General features: G+C 72.5%; 19 protein-coding genes. 9 read left to right on the top strand and 10 right to left on the bottom strand.

Features of this window, described 5'->3' with window-relative positions; all coding sequences use genetic code 11:
• The first annotated feature begins 96 nt into the window (after positions 1–96).
• Positions 97–1,389: a TolB-like translocation protein gene (locus tag OJ997_RS10055; protein WP_270024954.1), complete on the top strand. Its 1,293-nt coding sequence runs from the start codon at positions 97–99 to the stop codon at positions 1,387–1,389.
• Here OJ997_RS10055 and OJ997_RS10050 read toward each other — a convergent pair.
• Positions 1,316–1,921: a DUF2238 domain-containing protein gene (locus OJ997_RS10050; RefSeq protein WP_270024953.1), complete on the bottom strand. Its 606-nt coding sequence runs from the start codon at positions 1,919–1,921 to the stop codon at positions 1,316–1,318. The two genes, OJ997_RS10055 and OJ997_RS10050, sit on opposite strands and share 74 nt — an antisense overlap.
• A gap of 21 nt (positions 1,922–1,942) precedes the next feature.
• On the opposite strand from OJ997_RS10050, the gene OJ997_RS10045 reads away from it, so the two are divergent.
• A complete protein-coding gene (locus OJ997_RS10045) occupies positions 1,943–2,692 on the top strand; it encodes an SDR family NAD(P)-dependent oxidoreductase (RefSeq protein ID WP_270024952.1) in 750 nt (249 codons plus the stop codon).
• Here OJ997_RS10045 and OJ997_RS10040 read toward each other — a convergent pair.
• From OJ997_RS10040 to OJ997_RS10010, 7 genes are all read right to left on the bottom strand, one after another.
• The gene (locus OJ997_RS10040) at positions 2,689–3,147 is read right to left on the bottom strand and encodes a CYTH domain-containing protein (protein WP_270024951.1); all 459 of its coding nucleotides are present in this window, start codon (positions 3,145–3,147) and stop codon (positions 2,689–2,691) included. The two genes, OJ997_RS10045 and OJ997_RS10040, sit on opposite strands and share 4 nt — an antisense overlap.
• Positions 3,147–3,968, bottom strand: a complete 822-nt coding sequence (locus tag OJ997_RS10035; RefSeq protein WP_270024950.1) for a CHAD domain-containing protein — start codon at positions 3,966–3,968, stop codon at positions 3,147–3,149. Before OJ997_RS10035 ends, OJ997_RS10040 begins: the two co-directional genes overlap by 1 nt.
• A gap of 9 nt (positions 3,969–3,977) precedes the next feature.
• Positions 3,978–5,102, bottom strand: a complete 1,125-nt coding sequence (locus tag OJ997_RS10030) for a GAF domain-containing sensor histidine kinase (protein WP_270024949.1) — start codon at positions 5,100–5,102, stop codon at positions 3,978–3,980.
• 14 nt (positions 5,103–5,116) lie between these two features.
• Positions 5,117–6,382, bottom strand: coding sequence for a bis-aminopropyl spermidine synthase family protein (locus OJ997_RS10025; RefSeq protein ID WP_270024948.1), 1,266 nt, complete (start codon positions 6,380–6,382; stop codon positions 5,117–5,119).
• Complete coding sequence (locus OJ997_RS10020; RefSeq protein ID WP_270024947.1) at positions 6,379–7,506, bottom strand: coiled-coil domain-containing protein; 1,128 nt, start codon at positions 7,504–7,506, stop codon at positions 6,379–6,381. Before OJ997_RS10020 ends, OJ997_RS10025 begins: the two co-directional genes overlap by 4 nt.
• A gap of 333 nt (positions 7,507–7,839) precedes the next feature.
• The gene (locus OJ997_RS10015; RefSeq protein WP_270024946.1) at positions 7,840–8,613 is read right to left on the bottom strand and encodes a class I SAM-dependent methyltransferase; all 774 of its coding nucleotides are present in this window, start codon (positions 8,611–8,613) and stop codon (positions 7,840–7,842) included.
• Positions 8,589–9,371 carry an LLM class F420-dependent oxidoreductase gene (locus OJ997_RS10010; protein ID WP_270024945.1) on the bottom strand — a complete coding sequence of 261 codons (783 nt, stop codon included), beginning with the start codon at positions 9,369–9,371 and terminating at the stop codon, positions 8,589–8,591. The genes OJ997_RS10015 and OJ997_RS10010 overlap by 25 nt, the downstream gene beginning before the upstream one ends.
• Before the next feature lie 31 nt (positions 9,372–9,402).
• Here OJ997_RS10010 and OJ997_RS10005 point away from each other — a divergent pair, with 31 nt between their 5' ends.
• From OJ997_RS10005 to OJ997_RS09975, 7 genes are all read left to right on the top strand, one after another.
• Positions 9,403–9,912 carry a hypothetical protein gene (locus OJ997_RS10005; RefSeq protein WP_270024944.1) on the top strand — a complete coding sequence of 170 codons (510 nt, stop codon included), beginning with the start codon at positions 9,403–9,405 and terminating at the stop codon, positions 9,910–9,912.
• A gap of 50 nt (positions 9,913–9,962) precedes the next feature.
• Positions 9,963–10,658 (top strand): SDR family oxidoreductase, encoded by a 696-nt coding sequence (locus tag OJ997_RS10000; RefSeq protein WP_270024943.1) that lies wholly within the window; start codon positions 9,963–9,965, stop codon positions 10,656–10,658.
• On the top strand, positions 10,655–11,515 hold the full coding sequence (gene sigJ, locus OJ997_RS09995) for an RNA polymerase sigma factor SigJ (RefSeq protein ID WP_270024942.1): 861 nt from the start codon (positions 10,655–10,657) through the stop codon (positions 11,513–11,515). The genes OJ997_RS10000 and sigJ overlap by 4 nt, the downstream gene beginning before the upstream one ends.
• Complete coding sequence (locus tag OJ997_RS09990; RefSeq protein ID WP_270024941.1) at positions 11,512–11,910, top strand: hypothetical protein; 399 nt, start codon at positions 11,512–11,514, stop codon at positions 11,908–11,910. The genes sigJ and OJ997_RS09990 overlap by 4 nt, the downstream gene beginning before the upstream one ends.
• A 168-nt stretch (positions 11,911–12,078) precedes the next feature.
• Positions 12,079–12,774, top strand: coding sequence for a GntR family transcriptional regulator (locus tag OJ997_RS09985; protein WP_272599579.1), 696 nt, complete (start codon positions 12,079–12,081; stop codon positions 12,772–12,774).
• 33 nt (positions 12,775–12,807) lie between these two features.
• On the top strand, positions 12,808–14,655 hold the full coding sequence (locus OJ997_RS09980) for a S8 family serine peptidase (RefSeq protein ID WP_270024939.1): 1,848 nt from the start codon (positions 12,808–12,810) through the stop codon (positions 14,653–14,655).
• Positions 14,656–14,766: 111 nt separating this feature from the next.
• The gene (locus OJ997_RS09975) at positions 14,767–16,953 is read left to right on the top strand and encodes a S8 family serine peptidase (protein WP_270024938.1); all 2,187 of its coding nucleotides are present in this window, start codon (positions 14,767–14,769) and stop codon (positions 16,951–16,953) included.
• A 187-nt stretch (positions 16,954–17,140) separates the two neighbouring features.
• Here the strand turns inward: OJ997_RS09975 and OJ997_RS09970 are convergent, their stop codons facing one another.
• Positions 17,141–17,665, bottom strand: a complete 525-nt coding sequence (locus OJ997_RS09970; RefSeq protein WP_270024937.1) for a CAP domain-containing protein — start codon at positions 17,663–17,665, stop codon at positions 17,141–17,143.
• A gap of 85 nt (positions 17,666–17,750) precedes the next feature.
• The gene (locus OJ997_RS09965; RefSeq protein ID WP_270024936.1) at positions 17,751–18,371 is read right to left on the bottom strand and encodes a response regulator; all 621 of its coding nucleotides are present in this window, start codon (positions 18,369–18,371) and stop codon (positions 17,751–17,753) included.
• Positions 18,372–18,434 lie beyond the last annotated feature (63 nt).

The following is an 18,434-nucleotide window of genomic DNA, read 5'->3' as shown; positions in this document are numbered from 1 at the left end:
GATTCGCGCCGGCGGAACAACTCGCCGGCGCGGGGGTGCGGCCTCGACAAGACGCGGGCAACCTCCGGGCAAGCCTCACGCCGCACGATCGGCGCCATGTTGCGCCTTTCGCTGCTGACCGCCGCTCTGACCCTCGCCGTCGCCAGTCCCGCGTTCGCCGACTCGATCGCCTACGTGCAGGGCGGGAACGTCTTCCTCGCCACGCCCGACGGGGCGCGCACGGTCCAGGTCACGACCACCGGGCTGTACTCGTCCGTGTCGCAGGCCGACGACGGCACGATGATCGCCCTCGCGCCCGGGGAGCGCCTGCACAAGCTCTCCCGTGACGGCAAGGTCCTGGCCGACTTCCTGACGCCGATCTCGGACGGCGCCCCCACGCCCGGCCCGGTCAACAAGTTCCACGGCCCCTTCAACCCGCAGCTCTCGCCCGACGGCACGAAGGTCGCGTACGAGTACTTCAACGACAGCTACGAGAGCGCGCCAGGCTGCAACGAGACGACCGTGCCGCCGTGCGTCGCCTACAAGCTCTCGCACGGCACGCTGGTCTCCAGCAGCGACGGCTTCACGCCGTTCGAGACCTACGGCCTGCTGTCGGGCTGGATGTGGCCCAGCTGGCTCGACGACGACACGCTGCTGCGCTCGGACCCGTCGGGCATCCTCAACGACGACGCCGTGCTCACGGAGCTCGGCGGCCCGAACCCGCCCGTCGACCCGTGGTTCTACGACGACCAGCAGGGCCTCGGCGTGATCGCGATGGACCTGGGCCGCGACCTGCAGTACGCGATCGGCATCGCCGGCTTCTCCGACGAGAAGCTGCGCGTCTACCGCACCACGATGAGCCCGTTCGGCGCGCCCAACTGGGACCACACGCCGTTCACCAACCACCCGAACGTCCGCACCGCCGAGCAGTGCTGGGAGCTCACCGGCAGCAAGTTCCGCAGCACGACCATGGCCCCGAGCGGCCGCGCGTTCGCCTACGGCACCGACGACGGCGTCTACGTCACGAGCATCCCCAACAGCTGCGCGCCGGGCGCGCCCGGCGTCCTGCTCGCGGCCGGCGCCAAGCACCCGGACTGGGGCCCCGCCGACGTCCCCGTCCCGACCGCCGCGCCGCAGCCGCCGACGCACACGCAGCCCACCTCCGCCGGCGGGTCCAAGACCGCGTCCACGCTCAAGCTCAAGCTCGCCAAGCGCAAGGGCGGTCTGCGCGCGACCCTCACCACCGGCGCGTCCGGCAAGGCGACCTTCAAGCTCGGCGCCACGAAGAAGACGGCCAAGGTCGGCAGGTCCGGCAAGGTCGCCGTCGACTTCAAGGTCAAGAAGGGGAAGCGCGTGACGGTGAAGGCGACGTTCGCCGGTACGACGGTGAGCGCGAAGCTACGAGCGTGACGATCAGCGCGCCGGTGAGCGACCCGCACAGGCTGAGCGTCAGGTCGCCGAGCGTGTCGCGGTAGGCGGTCGCCTCCTCCGGCCCGCCGCGGATGAACGTGACGAACTCGCCCAGCTCCCACAGGATGTGCGTGACCGCGCCGAACCCGAGCACGACGCCGAACAGCGCCCAGCGCGGGATCGGCGGCGCGAACGTCACGAGCGCGAGCCCGAACGCCGTCACCCACGGCACCCAGTTCAGGTAGTGCATGGCGTCGTCGAACCACTCGACGGCGCCATAGAGGTCCAGCGCGTTGCCGGCCGTGTCGAGCAGGAACGGCGCGACCAGGCAGAGGTCGATGGCGTGCGGATACGGCCGCTTCGGCCGCAGCACGAGCCAGACCAGCGGCAGCAGCACGGCCGAGAAGCCGAACGTGAACAGCCGCGCGGTCATCGCCTTGCCCGCGAACTGCGGCAGGTCGGGGCGGATGACCGCGAACAGCAGCAGGCCGATCAGGGCGGCCTTCGCCGCGAGGTTCACGAGACGGAGCACGGCGCGAAGTAGAACATGGTCATGGCTCAGGCACTGCAGGGCACCGTCGCGCTCGTCACGGGCGCGAGCAGCGGGATCGGCGAGGCGACCGCGCGGGCGCTGGCGGAGCGCGGCGCGCAGGTGGCCGTCGCCGCCCGGCGCAAGGACCGGCTGGACGCGCTCGCGGACGACATCGGCGGCCTCGCGATCGAGGCCGACGTGACCGACCGCGAGCAGGCGGTCGGCGCGATCGAGACGACGGTCAAGGAGCTCGAGCGGCTCGACATCGTCATCAACAACGCCGGCGTGATGCTCCTCGGCACCATCGTCGACGCGCCCACGGAGGAGTGGGACCGGATGTTCGACCTCAACGTCAAAGGGCTGATGTACGTCGCGCACGCGGCGCTCCCGCACCTGATCAAGGCGGCGGAGAACGAGCCGCGGCGCGTCGCGGACCTCGTCAACGTCAGCTCCGTGGCCGGCCGCCGCGTCGGCGTGGGCGGCGGCGTCTATCAGGCGACCAAGCACGCAGTCGGCGTGTTCAGCGAGGCGCTACGCCAGGAGGTCACCGAGCGCCACGTGCGGGTGGCGCTGATGGAGCCCGGTGCGGTCGCGACCGAGCTCACCCACCACATGCGCCCGGAGATCCGCGACGCGCTCAGCTCCGCCGCGCTCGGCAACGAGATCCTCCAGAGCGAGGACATCGCGGACGCGATCGCCTACATGGTCACGCGCCCGCGGCACATGGGGATCAACGAGATGCTGATCCGCCCGACCGAGCAGGTGCGCTAGCTCGGCAGGCCCTCGACCGCGAGCACGCGGTTGCCGTAGCGCTTGTCCTCGGTGACGTCGCGCCCGAGCCAGTCGGGCGCGACGAACGCCTGCGCGCTCGCCTCGTCGGCGAACTCGATCTCGGCGGTCAACAGGCCTTCGAGCTCGCCCTCGTACACGTCGAGCTCCACCGTCTCGCCGTCGAGCGGGATGAAGTAGCGCGTCTTGAGCACCCGGCGACCCGCGGTGAGCGGCCACAGCGCGTCGAAGTTCGCGATCTCCCACTCCTCCTCGCCGCGCACCAGCCCGCTGCCGGTCTTGACCGTCATCACCGACTTCGCCCCGTCCTTGCGCCGCACCCGCACCTCGGCGCCCGCCGGATCAATCGCGAGGTAGCCCTGCTCGAACCGCTGCGAGCGGTGCTCCTCAAATCCGGACGGGGGCGAGTCCAACACCCACTTGCGCTCGATCTCCATCAGACGAGTTCTACATACCGCCGCAGTCGGCGTGCGAAATGCTTGGGACGTTCCGCGTACACACGGCGCCCGCGCTTGCGCGCCTGCTTGAGGAGCTGCTTGCGGCGGCGCGCGATCAGCGGCCGCAGCTCGTCCCCGTCCAGCGACGGATCGGTGCGCAGCAGCTCGTCGAGCACCGCGAGGTCGTGGTCCTCGCCCAGCGTCTTCGAGAGCTTCTTGGCCTCCTTGGCCTGCGCCTTCATCACGCCCGGCCAGACCTCCTCCAGCAGGTCCTGCTGGTACCAGAGGTCCTTCACGCGCTTGCGCCACTCGTGCAGGTGCTCGGCGGTCGGCTGCTTGTCCGCGACCTTGAAGGCGTCGCGGCCGCGCGCGTAGGTCTGCTTGAGCGAAGCCGTCAGGTCCACGTCCCGCACCACCCACGCGTCGGACAGGAGCGGGCCGAGCGTGTCGGCGCTGCCCTCGGGCTCGGTCGCCGCGGCCCGCGCCGCCAACGGCGCGCGCACGCGCTCGAACGCCACCTTCGGCAACCGGCCGGAGAAGCGGTCGGCGAGGTCCTCGACCGTCTCGGCCATCACGTCCGCGTCACGGGCGCCGGAGAGCGCCCGCCCGGCGTCGCGCAGCTTCCGGTTGTGGCGCTTGAAGCGCTCGGGGCGCGAGAGCCGCAGCAGCGAACGCGTCTTCTTCAGCCGCTTGCGGGCGTCGTGGATCGATTCGGTGGACAGCTCCTCGCGGAGGCCGTCGAACGCGGCCTCGAGCTGCTCGCGGCGAACGCGCTCGATCGCCACTTCGGGCGGATCGTCGAGGCTCAGGGTGTAGCTCACCGGAGTGACCTACCCCGCGGTGGGGATCTCGATCCGCACCGCCGTGCCGCCCGCCCGGCTCTCGACGAGGAACGTGCCGCCGAGCGCCGCCGCGCGGTCGGCGATGCCCTCCAGGCCGCCGCCGGGGCGCAGCGCCGCGCCGCCGATGCCGTCGTCGCGCACCTCGACCACGAGCACCTCGCCGCGGTCGTCGGCATGCAGCCAGCACTCGTGCGCGTGGGCGTGCTGCACCGCGTTCGCGAGCGCCTCCGCCGCCATCAGGTAGGCCGTCGTCTCGATCACCGCCGAGTGGCGCTTGCCCGGGAGCGCACGCAGGTTCACCGGCAGCTCGGAGCGCGCCGCCACGGCCTGCAGCGCGGCCGCGAGCCCGCGCTCGGAGAGCACCGCGGGATGCAGCTGGCGCGCGATCTCGGACAGCTCGCCCGACGCCTCCATCGCGTCGGCGAGCGCGTCGCGCAGCACCTCGGCCTCCGCACCGGCCGGGTCGGTGCGGCCGATCCCCACGCGCAGCTTGAGCGCGAGCGCCACGACGTGCTGCTGTGCGCCCTCGTGCAGGAGCCGCTCGAGCCGGCGGCGCGTCTCGTCGCCGGCCTCGAGGAGCCGAGTGCGGGAGGCGGCCAGCTCGGCGCGCCGCGCGTCGTTGACGATCGCCTGCGCGATCAGCTCGGCGAGCGCGACGAGGCGCAGCTCGTGCCCGGGCGGGAGCGACTCCTCGTCCGGCGCGGTCCCGACGATCGCGCCCCACGGCTCGCCGTCGACGAGGATCGGCGTGGCGATCGAGACGTTCATCCCCATCGACCGCATCACCGCCGGCAGCTCGCCGCGCGAGCGGTCATAGGAGGAGACCCGCGCGGGCGCCTTCGTGGTGCTCGCGACGCCGAGCGCGCTCTCCGCCCGGTCGAAGTCCAGCTCGGCGTTCACGGGCAGCATCCGCGCGCCGCCTTCGCGGAAGACGCCGACGACCACCGCACGTCCCTCGTCGAGGTAGTGCATCACGCCGGTGGCGTCGATGCCCAGCAGCCGCGCCGCCTCGACCGAGGTCTCCTCGAAGAACCGGTCGAGCCGCGTCTCCTGGGCGACGAGCGTCGCCACGCGCAGGAGCACCGACTGCTCGTCGACGACGTCAAGACCCATACCGGGTCAGTCTGTCACCCCGCGAGGGCGGCCAACAAGTCTTCGAGCCCGTCGCGTGGGAGCTCGATGAGCCGGCGCTCGAGCAGGTCACTCGTGCGCGCGTGCCCAGCGACCAGCGCGCGGGCCTCGTTCTTGGTCATCGGCGTCGCGGCGATGACCGCTTCGCGCCACGCGTTCCCGAGCTTGGACTTCGAGCGGTCGGCGATCGCGCGCAGCAGCGTGCCGTCACGCAGGGTGAACGTGTCGCCCTCGCGGGTGTAGAGCTGGGACAGGTCCGGCAGCTCGCCCGCGCCGCGCACGACGACCGTCCGCGCGGGCGCCGCCAGCAGCACCCGCAGCGCCAGCGCCGGGTGCCCGGTCACGTCGACTTCGAGCCGCTCACGCCGCGCACCGCCGAGGTCGGGGAGCGCGGGCGCGTCCGACTCGAGCGAGGAGGAGCCGCCGGAGTAGATGCGGGCCGACGCGCGGCCCTTCTTGTCCGCGGCCGCCCACGTGCGCCGCGTCGGGCGGGTCACGTACAGCGAAGAAGCGCCGCCGATCGCCTCAGCGCCCTCGTAGCGGTTGAAGCGCGGATAGAGCGCCTCGATCTCCAGCCGCAGGTCGTGGATCGCCTCCTGGACGCCGTAGCCGAGCGCCGACTGCGCCTCGCCGTGCCCGTACGCGATCAGCACCCGCGCGTGGTCGTCCTGGCGCAGGAGCTGCAGCCCGCGCGCCGCGAACAGCTGCACACCCTCGGGTGTGTAAGGCGGGTCGGTGAACGCGAGGTCGCCCGTCTCGCGCAGCGACGCCGGCGGGCCGAGGCGCAGGTCGGCGAACGCGGTCTGCACGTTCAGGCCGTCGGCCTTGGCGATGGCGCGGATGGTGGCCAGCACGCGCTCGTCGACGTCGACCACGGTCACGCGCACGCCCGGCGACACGGTCGCCACCGCCAGCGAGGTGAGGTCGCGATCGCCGACGCAGATCAGGTGCGCACCGTCGAGCCAGTAGACCTCGTGCAGGAACCGCGCGCGCTTGATCGCGGTCTCGGGCGTCGCGGCCACGTGGTCGAGGTTGCGGTCGGGCGCGGGGAGCTGCGCCTGCCAGGCCTTGACGGTCGCGACGTCCAGCGGGCGCGAGACGTCCGCGGGCGGCTCGTAGTTCGGCTCGCGCAGCGCTTCCTGCACGCCGCGGCGGGAGATCGAGCTCGCGGCGACGAGCTCGGCGACATTCTCAGTTCCGCGCCGGGCCAGCGCGAGCCGATCCAGCGCCCGCGCGTGGATGCCCCAGGTTTCGCGAATCACAACCCAGGAGGATGACGGGCGACGAAGCCCGCGGAGCTGCGCATCTGCGACGTCCAGCGCGTGCCGCCGCCCGAGAGCGCGCTCGTGTCGTACCGGCGGCCGTCCACGACCATGTACGCGTGGCCCGCGTTGGCGTAGATCGTCACGCGCTTGCCCGGCCCGGCCTCGCCCCAGCTCATGAAGCCGGTCGAGTCGAGCGAGCCGTTGAGCAGGCCGGCCGCGGCGAGCGCGTAGGAGATCGAGCCCGAGCAGTCGTAGCCGCCCGAGGCGCCGCCGTGGCCGCCGCCCCACACGTAGGGCGTGGTGGCGATCTCGTTCGCGGCCGCGACGATCCGGCCGACGACGTCACCGCCCGCCGTGGGGTTGGACGTGTTGCCGGTGGAGGCGAGCTTCGGCGCCTGGTTGGTCGCCGTGCGCGCGGCCTGAGCGCGACGCGCGGCGGCGCGCTGACGGCGCTGGATCGCGGCGATCCGGCCCTGCACGGAGGCGAGCTGGGAAGCGGTGCCGTTGCGACGGCGCAGCTGCGCCGCCTCGCGGTTGAGCAGCGCGGTGCGCAGCACGTCGGCCTCGTCGCGATCGTGCTCGGCGGTCTTGGCCAGCTCGGCGTACGTCGTGCGGAGCTTCTTGAGCTCGACGCTCATGCCCTTGACCTTCTCGCGCGCGTCACGCGTGTCGCCGAGCACGGACGCGTTGCGCCGCGCGATCCGGCGCACGTACTCGAACCGTGAGACGAGGTCGGCGAACCCGTCGGCATTGAGCACGACGGTCGCGAAGTTCGGCTTGCCGTCCATGTAGCTCGCGCGCAGGTTCTTCGCCAGCTGCGTCTCGGCGGTGGCCTGCTTGCGCTCGAGCCGCGTCAGCCGCACGCGCGTGCGCACGAGCTCGTCCTGCGTCTCGTCGAGCTGGGTGCGGCGCTTGCTCAGCTTGTCGTTGAGCTTGGTCAGGCGCGCGTTGGCCTCGGCGAGCCCTTCGCGCGTGTCCGCGATCCGCGCCTCCTCGGCGGCGACCGCCGCGCGGAGCTGCGCGGCCCGGTCACGGAGCGCGTCCTGGGCCTCGGCGGGAGTGCTCGCGCCGAGCACGGCGGCGAGCGCCGCGAGCGGCAGGAGACGACGAAGACGGGCCATGACCGTCATCGACACTAGCCAGCGTAAGTCCTTCTTCCTGCAATCCGCCGTGCATGGTGCGGTTCACCGCCGGGTGAGAGGCGTGAGCCACACCCTCAGACGCCTGTCACCCGCCTGGGTCTAAGGCGGCGTTAAAGCGAAGATTCCCATTGTCATGAACCCCTCGCTGATCCAGATCGTCGCCGCCACCGCACAGCAGGACGACATCAAGCGTCGTCGCCGCCCCCGCTAAGACCATGACCATCATCGCCACCCCACCCCGCCGCCCCACCTCGCACGCGTTCGCCGTCCCGGTCGTGCGCGAGATGCCGCGCCCCGCCGCGGACACGCTCGTCAACTGCTGGTAGCGACCAGCCGGAGCGACCCGACGTACTCGGGTCGCTGACGCAGGGCGCCGTATCGGGCATCCCACGCGCCGCTCGCCAGGTCATCCGCGAGCCGCCTCAGACCAGGCTCCACATCGACGCGCGTATGCGCCCAGGCGGACTGCGCCGCGCGCACGGACGGGTCCAGGAACGCTTCCGGCCTCGCGTAGTAGGCCTCGATGAAGCCGTCCACGCAGTCGTGCGGGATCGGTGGCGAGCTGACCTCCACGCTGCCGCCGGGCGCGGCGGCGATCCGCTCGATCGCCGGCATCCGGGGCCGCTCCGCCTCCAGCAGCTCGGGCACGTAGTCGGCGAGCCAGAAGTCCAGCAGCGCGTCCGGGTCGAAGGTGAGGACGAGCACCCGGTCGCGCGCGACGCGCCGCAGCTCCCGCAGGCCCGCCTCCAGGTCCTGCCACTGGTGGACGGTGATCATCGCCATCGCGGCGTCGAAGCTGCCGTCGTCGAACGGCAGGCGCTCGGCGACCGCGTCGACGGCCGGACGCCCGGCGGGCCGCTGGGCGCGCATCGCCGCCGACGGCTCGACCGCCACCACGTAGCGGTCCTCCGGCTCGTACGAGCCCGCTCCGGCGCCCACGTTCAGCACGCTCTGGGCGCCGCCCAGCGCCGCATGGACAGACCGCGCCAGCCGCGGGTCGGTCCGGCGCAGGCGTGCGTAGCCGCTCCCCTGCGCCTCGTAGTCGAAGTCCCCCGCGGGGGTCAGCCGTTGCGCGCGTCCCGCCACTTGACGAGCTCCTTCACCGGGCTGAGGTCGTAGCGGTCGCCGTCTCCGCCGATGCCGACGATCAGGTGCTGGACGCCCGCGTCGGCAAGCGCGTCGGCGTGGTCGAGGATGCTGTCGCCGTTCACGCCCCACGTGCGCTCGATCTCGGCCGGGTCACGACCCTCGCTGGCGCAGTGCTCGAGCAGGATCGCGTTCTTGCGCTTGTAGTCCTCGGCGTCACCGAACGAGTGCCACATGTCCGCGTACTTCGCCACGAGCTTGAGCGTCACCTTCGGCCCGCTGCCGCCGATCAGGATCGGGAGCTTGCCGAGCGGCTGCGGGTTGAGCTTGCCGAGCCGGTCCTTGATCCGCGGCATCGCCTGGCGCAGATCGGCGAGCCGGTCGCGCGCCTCGCCGAACTCGTAGCCGTATTCGTCGTAGTCGCGCTGGAACCAGCCCGCGCCGATGCCGAGGATCGCGCGCCCGCCCGAGACGTGGTCGATCGTCCGGTGCGCGTCCGCCAGCAGCTCCGGGTTGCGGTACGAGTTGCAGATCACGAGCGCGCCGACCTGCGCCCGCTCGGTCGACGCCGCGAGCGCCGTCAGCGACGTGATCCCCTCGAAGTGCGCGCCGTCCGCTTCTCCGTAGAGCGGGAAGAAGTGATCCCACGTGAAGATCGAGTCGACGCCCAGCGCGTCGGCCTCCTGCCAGGAACGACGCATCGCGTCGAAGCTGGCGTGCTGCGGCTGGACCTGGACACCGACACGGAGCTGGCTCATGTCCCCGAGGCTACCCAGGCACAATGGCCGGATGAGGAGGGCCTTGCTCTTGGTCGCCGCGACGGCGGCGCTGCTCGTCGGCTGCGGTGACAAGACGCCGATGACCGACGCTGAGGTACGCGCCGTCACGAGCTGGGCGGCGGCGTACAAGCCGATCGCCGCGGACATGCTCGCCGCGAGCGACGCGCTCGACAAGGACCAGCTCGACGCGGCGCAGGCCGCGCTCGACCGGCTCCCGCCGAAGCTCGACGCCGCGGAGACGCCCGTGCGCGCGTTGCGGACCGCGGACCTGCGGGCGACGCTCGCCGACTACATGCGGATCACGCGCCGCACCGTGAAGGCCTTCGACGCCTACGTCACCCAGCTGCGCACGAAGCCCGACGACCGCACCACGGTCCTGCGCAAGCAGGGTGAGCTCCGCGACGCCAACGACGAGCTGTTCGCGGCGGACTCGAAGATCCGCGACCGCGTGTTCGACCACGCGAACGAGGCGCAGGAACGGCAGCTGGACCCGGCGATCCCGCTGCCGATCGGCGGCTGACGTCACATTCGCTCGCGCTGGTTCGTCCAGCCCATATGAACATCGCAATCGTGGGCGGAACCGGAACCGTGGGCGCCGAGGCGGCGCGCGAGCTGACCGACCGTGGGCACGGCGTGCGCGTGCTCTCGCGGCACGCGGAGGCGTACCCCGTGGACCTCTCGACGGGTGAAGGGCTCGCCCGTGCGCTGGACGGGGTCGACGTCGTCGTCGACGCCGCGAACGGCAGCAAGAAGGTGCTGCTGGAGGGCACGGAGCGGCTGCTGCGCGCCGAGCTGGACGCGGGCGTCAAACATCACGTCGGCGTGTCGATCGTCGGCATCGACCGCGTGGGCGGGCCGTACTACAAGCTCAAGCTCGCGCAGGAGGCGGCGATCCGCGGCGGCGGCGTGCCGTGGACGATCGTGCGCGCGACGCAGTTCCACCCGTTCCTCGCTCAGGCCTTCACGAAGTCGGCGAAGCTCGGCATCCTCCCGTCGGTGAGCGCGCCGCTGCAGCCCGTCGACCCGCGCGAGGTCGGCCGCGCGCTCGCGGACACAGCCGAGGCCGAGCCGTCCCTGGAGATCACGCAGTTCGCCGGCCCGGAGGTGGTCTCCGCGCGCGAGCTCGCCCGCCGCTGGCGCGCCGCGACCGGCTCGCACGCCGTGCCCGTGCGGCTGCCGGCCACGCGCGCGCTGCGTGCAGGCGCCCTGACGAACCCGGGCGCGTGGAAGGGCAGCGTGACCTTCGACGCCTGGCTGGCGTCGTGAAGACGCCGCTCGCGGAGCGCTTCGAGGCGCTGCGGCCGCGGCTGCTGCGGATCGCGTACGGGCAGCTCGGCAGCCTGGCCGAGGCCGAGGACGTGCTGCAGGACGCGTGGCTGCGGCTCGAGCGCACCGACGCGGCGCAGATCCGCGACCTCGAGGGCTGGCTCATCACCACCGTGTCACGGCTCGCGCTGGACACGCTGAAGTCCGCGCGCGTGCGCCGCGAGGCGTACGTCGGGCCGTGGCTGCCCGAGCCGCTGGTGTCCGAGCCGAGCCCTGAGGAGGCGACCGTGCGCGCCGATGACGTGTCGCTGGCCCTGCTCGTCGTGCTCGAGTCGCTGTCGGCGTCCGAGCGCACGGCGTTCGTGCTGCACGACGTGTTCGGCTACTCGTTCGACGAGGTCGCCGCGACGCTCGGGACGAGCCCCGCCGCGGCGCGCCAGCAGGCGTCCCGCGCGCGCAAGGCCGTCGAGGCCCGGCGCCCGCGGTTCCCCGCGACCCCGCAGCAGCAGCGCGAGATCATCGGCGCGTTCGCCACCGCCGCGCGCGACGGCGACCTCGACGCGCTGCTCGAGGTGCTGCACCCGGACGTGGTGTTCACCGCCGACGGTGGCGGCGTGGTCACCGCGTCGCGCAAGCCGCTGCACGGCGCGGAGCGGGTCGCGAAGACCGTCAAGGCCCTCGCGAAGCACGGCGGCGCGGGCGTCACGTTCGACCTGGTCGACGTGAACGGCATGCCCGGCCTCGCCGGCCAGGGCCGCGACGGGGTCGCCTCCGTGATCAGCTTCACCGTCGACGACGGCCGGATCACGGCCATCGACATCCAGCGCAACCCCGAGAAGCTGGGGCGGCCGACGTGAGGCTCATCCTGCGGGTCTCACTGCTCTTCGTGGCCGTCTCGGCGTTGCTGCCGGGCCTTGAAGGCACGCTCGGGCCGTCGAGCTTCTACGGCTCGTTCCCGCTCGGGCGCGGCTGGGTGGAGCTGCTGCCGCCGTACAACGAGCACCTGATCCGCGACGTGGGAGGCTTCTACCTCGCGTTCGCGATCCTGTTCGCGTGGGCGGCGGTGACGCTCGCGAGCGCCTTGATCGTGCCGTTGTGCGTGGCGTGGTCGGTCGCGGCCGTGTTGCACGCGATCTTTCACGTCACGCACCTCGACGGGTTCAGCACGGGCGACGCGATCGCGCAGACCACCGGCCTGCTCGCGGTGATCGCGCTGCCCGTGCTCGCGGTCGTGGTTACGCGTCGCTGCTGATCACAAGGGACCCAACAAGCAGGGCCGTGACGCAGACGAGGAAGACGACACCGGTCATGGTGGCGGTCCTTTCAGTTGTGGAGAGCATGTGCCCGCGGCCTATTGGGGAGCGGCCGCGGACACACAGGGAGTTGGGGAGGAGAGACTTGGAGCCAACTTGCATCCAAGATGTCTCCTACCATAGCTAACTCGTTTCCCGTGTCAGTGGTCTCTTCGTCCAGTCAGGATCGACCTGCCGTCCAAAGCGCGGCCTCGCGGGCCTACGCCCACGTGAAGGAACGGCTGCTCGACGGACGCTTCCCCGGCGGCACGCTGCTGAGCGAGAACGCGCTCGCCCGCGAACTGGGAATCAGTAGAACGCCGTTGCGTCAGGCGTTCGGCCAGCTCGAGGCGGAAGGGCTCGTGGAGCTCTACCCGCGGCGCGGTGCACTCGTGGTGCCGATCTCCGCCTCCGAGGCCGACGACGTGCACGAGGCGCGCGAGCTCATTGAGTGCCATTGCGCACGCAGGGCCGCCGAGGCGGGTGCCGACCTCACCGCGCAGCTGGAGGAGGCGATCGCCGCGCAGGAGCGCGCGCTGAGCTCCGCGGGCGTCGGCTTCGCCCGCGCCGACCGCGCCTTCCACCGCGCGATCGTCGCCGCCGCCGGGAACGCGCTGCTCGCCCGCTCCTACGACGCGCTCGCCGATCGCCACCAGCGGATCGCGGCCACGACCGTCGCCCGCGACCCGTCGCGGATCGAGCGCTTCATCGCCGAGCACCGCGCGATCACCGCCGCGCTCGCGGCCGGCGAGGCCGAGCAGGCCGCCGAGCTGCTGCGCGAGCACCTGGGCGGCGCCCGCGCGCTCGCCCGTCGCCGCGCTTGATCTGACGGGCGACCGGATGCCATCGTTGTGGACGTGTCCGTCCGCAACCTCGTCGTCGCCACGCTCCTCCTGCTCGCGCTGCTGCCCGCGTCCGCGCACGCCGTCGAGCTCGAGGTCAAGCTCGCGCCGGCCACGAGCAAGAGCGCGGTCCGGGCCGCGGTCGGCGGCGGTGCGCTCACGCCGCTGGTGACCGGCGTGGACTTCGAGGCGCTGGAGGCGAAGGCCCGTCGCCGGACCGGCCGTCCGCTCCCGGACATGGCCGCCTGGCACCGGCTCACGCTGCCGCCCGGCGCGGACGCCGACGCCGCGATCCGCGCGCTGCTCACCTCCGGCCGCGCGACCGAGGCGGCCGTCGCGCCCGAGCCCGCGCCGCCGCCGCAGGTGCCGGCGACCGACGACTTCACGTCGCTGCAGGGCTACCTGCGCCCCGCGCCGGCCGGCATCGACAGCGCGTTCGCCCAGAGAGACCCGCGCACGCGTGGCAAGGGCGTGCGGATCGTCGACCTCGAGTACTACTGGACGGCCGAGCACGAGGACCTGCAGCTGGACCCGATCGCCACCGACCTGGGCAAGACGACCTACGTGCAGTACCCGAACTTCGCCGACGAGCACGGCACCGCGGTGTTCGGCGAGCTGGTCGCCAAGGACAACGGCTTCGGCGTGACCGGCGGCGTGCCCGACGCGACCATGCACGGCATCTCGCCGGTCAACGCCGCCGGCAGCTACGTGCCGGCCGCCGCGCTGACCTACGCCGGGCAGTTCCTGTCGCCCGGCGACGTCGTGCTGATCGAGCAGCAGACGCCCGGCCCGGCCGGCGGCACCAAGTACGTCCCGCTCGAGTGGAACCAGGCGAGCTTCGACGCCATCAAGGCGCTCTCGGCGCTCGGCATCGTCGTGATGGAGACCGGCGGCAACGGTGGCGAGGACCTCGACAGCGCGCCGATGCTCGGCCGCTTCGACCGGTCGGTCCGCGACAGCGGCGCGATCATCGGCGGCGCCGGCAACTCGACCAGCCGCGCCGCGCTGAGCTTCTCCTCGCACGGGACGCGCGTGGACCTGCAGGGCTGGGGCGACAGCGTCACGACCACCGGCAGCACCGGCAACCTCTTCGGACCGTCGTTGACCCGGCGCTACACGAACGCGTTCAACGGCACCTCCAGCGCCGGGCCGATCGTGGTCAACGCGATCGTCGCCGTGCAGTCCTACCTGAAGGCCACCGGCCAGGCGCCCTACACGAGCGCCCAGCTGCGCGAGCTGCTGCGCCGCACCGGCACGCCGCAGGCCGGCACCCGCCGGATCGGCCCGCTGCCGAACGTGGCCGCCGCGCTGAAGGCGATCGAGGTCGACGCGCCGACGGTGACGCTGACGATCGCCGATCAGACGGTCTCCGTCGCGGCCGAGGACGGCTGGGGCACCGCCGTGCGGTCGCTGGAGTACCGCGTGGGTGAAGGCGCGTGGACGCCCTACACGAGCCCGGTCGCGGTGCCCCAGGGCGGCGCGGTGCAGGCGCGCGCCACCGACGCCAACGGCAACGTCGGAGCCGCCTCGCTCACCGTGCCCGGGCCGCCCCCGCCGCCGCGCGCCGAGCCGCCCGCGCTCACGCTCGTGCTCGGCCCGACGGCGAGCTTCGGCACGTTCACGCCGGGCGTCGACCGCGTCTACACCGCCACGACGAGCCTGGCGGCGACGCCGGGCGCGCAGCTCACGGTCTCCGGGCCGGGCTTCCTCGCGGGCGAGGCCGGGCGGCTCGCGCGGCCCGTCCAGGTCGCGGTCGGCGACGCGGCGGTGACGTTCACGCAGGCGATCGGCGCGCGCGAGGTGCTCCGGACCGGCACCTACAGCGCCACCGCGACGTTCAGCCTCTCAACAGCGGCTCCCTAGTCCGACAGACGTCGGAGGACTCGTCCGCGAGTTCCGCACGCAGGCGCTCGCGACGCCCGCGCACCGGTGAGAGGGTGGTGAACGCACGTCATCCACAGAGGAGGGGGCCCTGTGAAGCCAGCCGTCGCGATTGCCGCGCTCGGTGCCGTTGCCGTACTCGCCGCTCCGGCGAGCGCCGACCCGATCAACCTCGCCGCACCCGGCCTGGTGGGAGTCACCGTCACCGACCCCGGCGCGTCGATCGCCGGGATCGAGCCCGAGCGGACCGGGCTGCACGAGGGCGAGGTCATCGCCCACTACGACAAGCAGAAGCTGATGCGCGCGGGCGTGCTGCACGCCTCGACGACGCGGCTCGTGGCGTCCGACGGCTCGGTCGAGCCCGTCGAGCCCAACGTCGTGCTCGAGGTCAAGCTCGCGCCGCGTTCCAGCGCGTCGAAGGTGCGGTCGGTCGCGGGCGCCGGCGACCTCGAGCCGCTGGTGGTCGGCGTCGACCTGGACGCGCTCGCCACGAAGGCCAAGGCCCGCACGGGCGAGGCCATCCCGGACATGGCCGCGTGGCACCAGCTCACGCTCCCGGCCGGGACGGACGCGGACGCAGCGATCGCCGAGCTGCTCGCCTCGGGGCAGGTCACCGACGCGTACGTCGCGCCGGACGCCGCGCCGCCGCCGCAGCAGACCGAGCCCACCCCCGACTTCACGGCGATGCAGGGCTACCTGGGCCCGGCGCCGACGGGCATCGACTCCGCCTTCTCGCTCAAGGACCCGCGCACGCGTGGCACGGGCGTGACGATCGCCGACCTCGAGTACTACTGGACGGCGAGCCACGAGGACCTGCAGCTCGATCCGATCGCGACGGACCTCGGCAAGACGACCTACGTGCAGTACCCGAACTTCGCCGACGAGCACGGCACGGCCGTGTTCGGCGAGATGGTCGCCAAGGACAACGGCTTCGGCGTGACCGGCGGCGTGCCCGACGCGACGATGCGCGGCATCTCGCCCCAGCGCAACAACAACGGGCGCCTGCAGTACTCGGTCAGCGGCGCGCTCACGTACGTCGCGCAGTTCCTCAAGCCCGGTGACGTCGTGCTGGTCGAGCAGCAGACCGTCGGCCCGGCCGGCGGCACGGCCTACGTGCCGGTGGAGTGGAACCAGGCGAACTTCGACGCGATCAAGACACTCAGCAACCTCGGCATCGTCGTGATGGAGACCGGCGGCAACGGCGGCCAGGACCTGGACGGCGCGAACATGCTCGGCCGCTTCGACCGCGCCGTGCGTGACTCGGGCGCGATCATCGGCGGTGCCGGCAGCTCGACGAACCGCTCCGCGCTGACGTTCTCCTCGCACGGCGCGCGCGTGGACCTGCAGGGCTGGGGCCAGAACATCACGACCACCGGCAGCGGCGGCAACCTGTTCGGCGGCACCGCGCCGGAGATGCTCAACCGGCGCTACACGCGCTCGTTCAGCGGCACCTCGGGCGCCGGCCCGATTGTGGTCAACGCGATCGTCGCCGTGCAGTCGTACCTGAAGGCCACGGGCCAGGCCCCGTACACGAGCGCCCAGCTGCGCGACCTGCTGCGCCGCACGGGCACGCCGCAGACCGGCACGCGCCTCGTCGGCCCGCTCCCGAACGTGGCCGCCGCGCTCAAGGACATCGAGGTCGACGCGCCGACCGTCACCGCGGCGCTCTCGCCGGCCGCCGTCAACGGCTGGCATCTGAACCCGACCGTCACGCTCACCGCCGACGACGGCTGGGGCGTGGGCGTCAAGGACGGCTCGATCGACTACCGCCTCGACGGCGGCGACTGGAAGCCCTACACGGGTCCCTTCCAGGTGCTCACGCCGAACGCGCACACGCTCGAGACCCGCGCGCAGGACACCAAGGGCAACACGAAGACCCAGTCGACGACGTTCAACGTCTACGACCTCGAGACGCCGGTCGAAAGCACGGCCGGCGGCACGGTCGCGGCCACGCTGTCGCTGGTGCTCGGCACGCCGGCCTCGTTCGGCGCGTTCACGCCCGGCACGGACAAGGAGTACACGGCGGCCACCGACGCCACGGTCATCTCCAGCGCGGGCGACGCGGCGCTCAGCGTCTCCGAGCCCGGCCACCTGACCAACGGCGCGTTCAGCCTCGCCGAGCCCCTCCGGGTGGAGCTGGCCAAGACCGCCTGGACCAACCCGGTCGCCAACGAGAAGGTGCCGATCACGTTCAAGCAGCTGGTCAAGCGGACCGACCCGCTGCGAACCGGCAGCTACTCGAAGACGCTGACCTTCACGCTGTCGACGACCAACCCGTAGCTCCCATCCGCCTTCGGCCGGCGTGCGCCGCCGGCGAACGCAAGTACGTGCGATCGCTGGTGGCCGCCGGCGCCGGCTGGGACCGCTCGGTGACTGGAAGTGGGCTGGTTGCCCATGACCGGTCGCCGGGTGGGTCCAGCCGGTGATCGGCGGTCGCCAGAATCGTGCGTACTTGCGTGAGCCGGCGTTAGCAGCGTCGGCCGAAGTGCTGGACCCACAGCTCGACGCGGCCCGTGCCCTTGAGCGTGACCACGCGACGGGCGACGCCGGTGTCGCGGTAGCGGGCGTCGAGCAGCGTCTCGCGGTGCGGAGGCGACTCGAGCCAGGTCTGCAGGACGTCCCGCGGCGTCGCGCCGCGCGAGGTCCAGGCCAGGTTCTCGCCGACGGAGAAGCAGCCACGCGCGTAGCCCGAGCGGCGCATCGGCGCGGCCATCGACTGCCCGCACGGCGTGTGGGTGAACGTGCCGCAGCGATCGACCGAGGCGGCCTTGATCGCGGCGGAGCGCGTCAGCGTGCCGGCGGCGCGGAGCGCGGGCCGGCCGGCGGCCGCGCGCGTCTCGGCGACGAGACAGCCCATCGCGGCCTCGCGGGCGTCGGCGGAACCGCCGGTGGCGTCGGCGCCGGCACAGGCGGCCTGAGACGGAGCGGCGGAGAGCAGGAGAAGGACGGCGGACAGCGCGAAGCCGGCCACCCCGGGACGGGCGGTGGTCATGTGGCGCGGCAGTCTGCCGCCGCTTCCCGCACCTCCAAAACGCGGCGTCCCCCGTTCCGGGGAGGCCACCTTAACCGTTAAAGAGTCATTCGGCCGGCGGGTCGTAGTCGAACAGCGAGTTGATCAAGCCGATCGCCACGGCCTGCGCCGAAGTGCGGGCGCCGAGCTTGCGGCGCACCTCGCTGAGGTGCGACTTGACGGTCTCCTCGCCGATGCTCATGCGCTCCGCGATCTGCTTGCGCTCCAGCCCGGCGGCGAGCAGCCGCAGCGCGGTGAGCTGCTTCGGCGAGAGCTCCTCGAAGTCACGCCCGTCGGCCTGGGCGGCGAACACGGGCGACGTGTAGGTCCGCCCGCGTGAGGCCAGCAGCACGGCCCGGAGCAGGTCCCCGGCGGAGTCGCCCTTGGAGACGATGCCCTGCGCGCCCGACGCGAACGCCCGCTCGGCGATGCCGATGTCGTCCATGCCGGTGTAGAAGACGACCTCGACCTCGGGGAGCTCGCCGCGCAGCCGGCGGCAGAGCTCGAAGCCGTCGACGTCCGAGCCGTCCAGCGTGACGTCCAGGACCGCCACGCGCGGGTGCTTGACCCGGCAGGCGGCGATCGCCTCGTCCGCGTCGTGCGCGACGGCGATGACGTCGACTTCCGGTCGATTGTGGAAAAGGGTGCGCAGGCCGAGCAGGACCATCCGATGGTCATCGACGAGCACCACGGGAACAGACAGCGCTGACAACTGGGCCTCCGGCGGTCAATCCTAGTGAAGCGAACGAGG

The sequence above is a fragment of the Solirubrobacter phytolaccae genome (assembly GCF_027587195.1).
GTDB lineage: Bacteria > Actinomycetota > Thermoleophilia > Solirubrobacterales > Solirubrobacteraceae > Solirubrobacter > Solirubrobacter phytolaccae.
This window is presented reverse-complemented; position numbering and strand designations above follow the sequence as displayed.

Bases quoted from the DNA above. Each gene is read 5' to 3' on its own strand.
- OJ997_RS10055 (WP_270024954.1), top strand. From the start codon at position 97: ATGTTGCGCCTTTCGCTGCTGACCGCCGCTCTGACCCTCGCCGTCGCC.
- OJ997_RS10045 (WP_270024952.1), top strand. From the start codon at position 1,943: ATGGCTCAGGCACTGCAGGGCACCGTCGCGCTCGTCACGGGCGCGAGC.
- OJ997_RS10040 (WP_270024951.1), bottom strand. From the start codon at position 3,147: ATGGAGATCGAGCGCAAGTGGGTGTTGGACTCGCCCCCGTCCGGATTT.
- OJ997_RS10030 (WP_270024949.1), bottom strand. From the start codon at position 5,102: ATGGGTCTTGACGTCGTCGACGAGCAGTCGGTGCTCCTGCGCGTGGCG.
- OJ997_RS10020 (WP_270024947.1), bottom strand. From the start codon at position 7,506: ATGGCCCGTCTTCGTCGTCTCCTGCCGCTCGCGGCGCTCGCCGCCGTG.
- OJ997_RS10010 (WP_270024945.1), bottom strand. From the start codon at position 9,371: ATGAGCCAGCTCCGTGTCGGTGTCCAGGTCCAGCCGCAGCACGCCAGC.
- OJ997_RS10005 (WP_270024944.1), top strand. From the start codon at position 9,403: ATGAGGAGGGCCTTGCTCTTGGTCGCCGCGACGGCGGCGCTGCTCGTC.
- OJ997_RS09985 (WP_272599579.1), top strand. From the start codon at position 12,079: ATGTCTCCTACCATAGCTAACTCGTTTCCCGTGTCAGTGGTCTCTTCG.
- OJ997_RS09970 (WP_270024937.1), bottom strand. From the start codon at position 17,665: ATGACCACCGCCCGTCCCGGGGTGGCCGGCTTCGCGCTGTCCGCCGTC.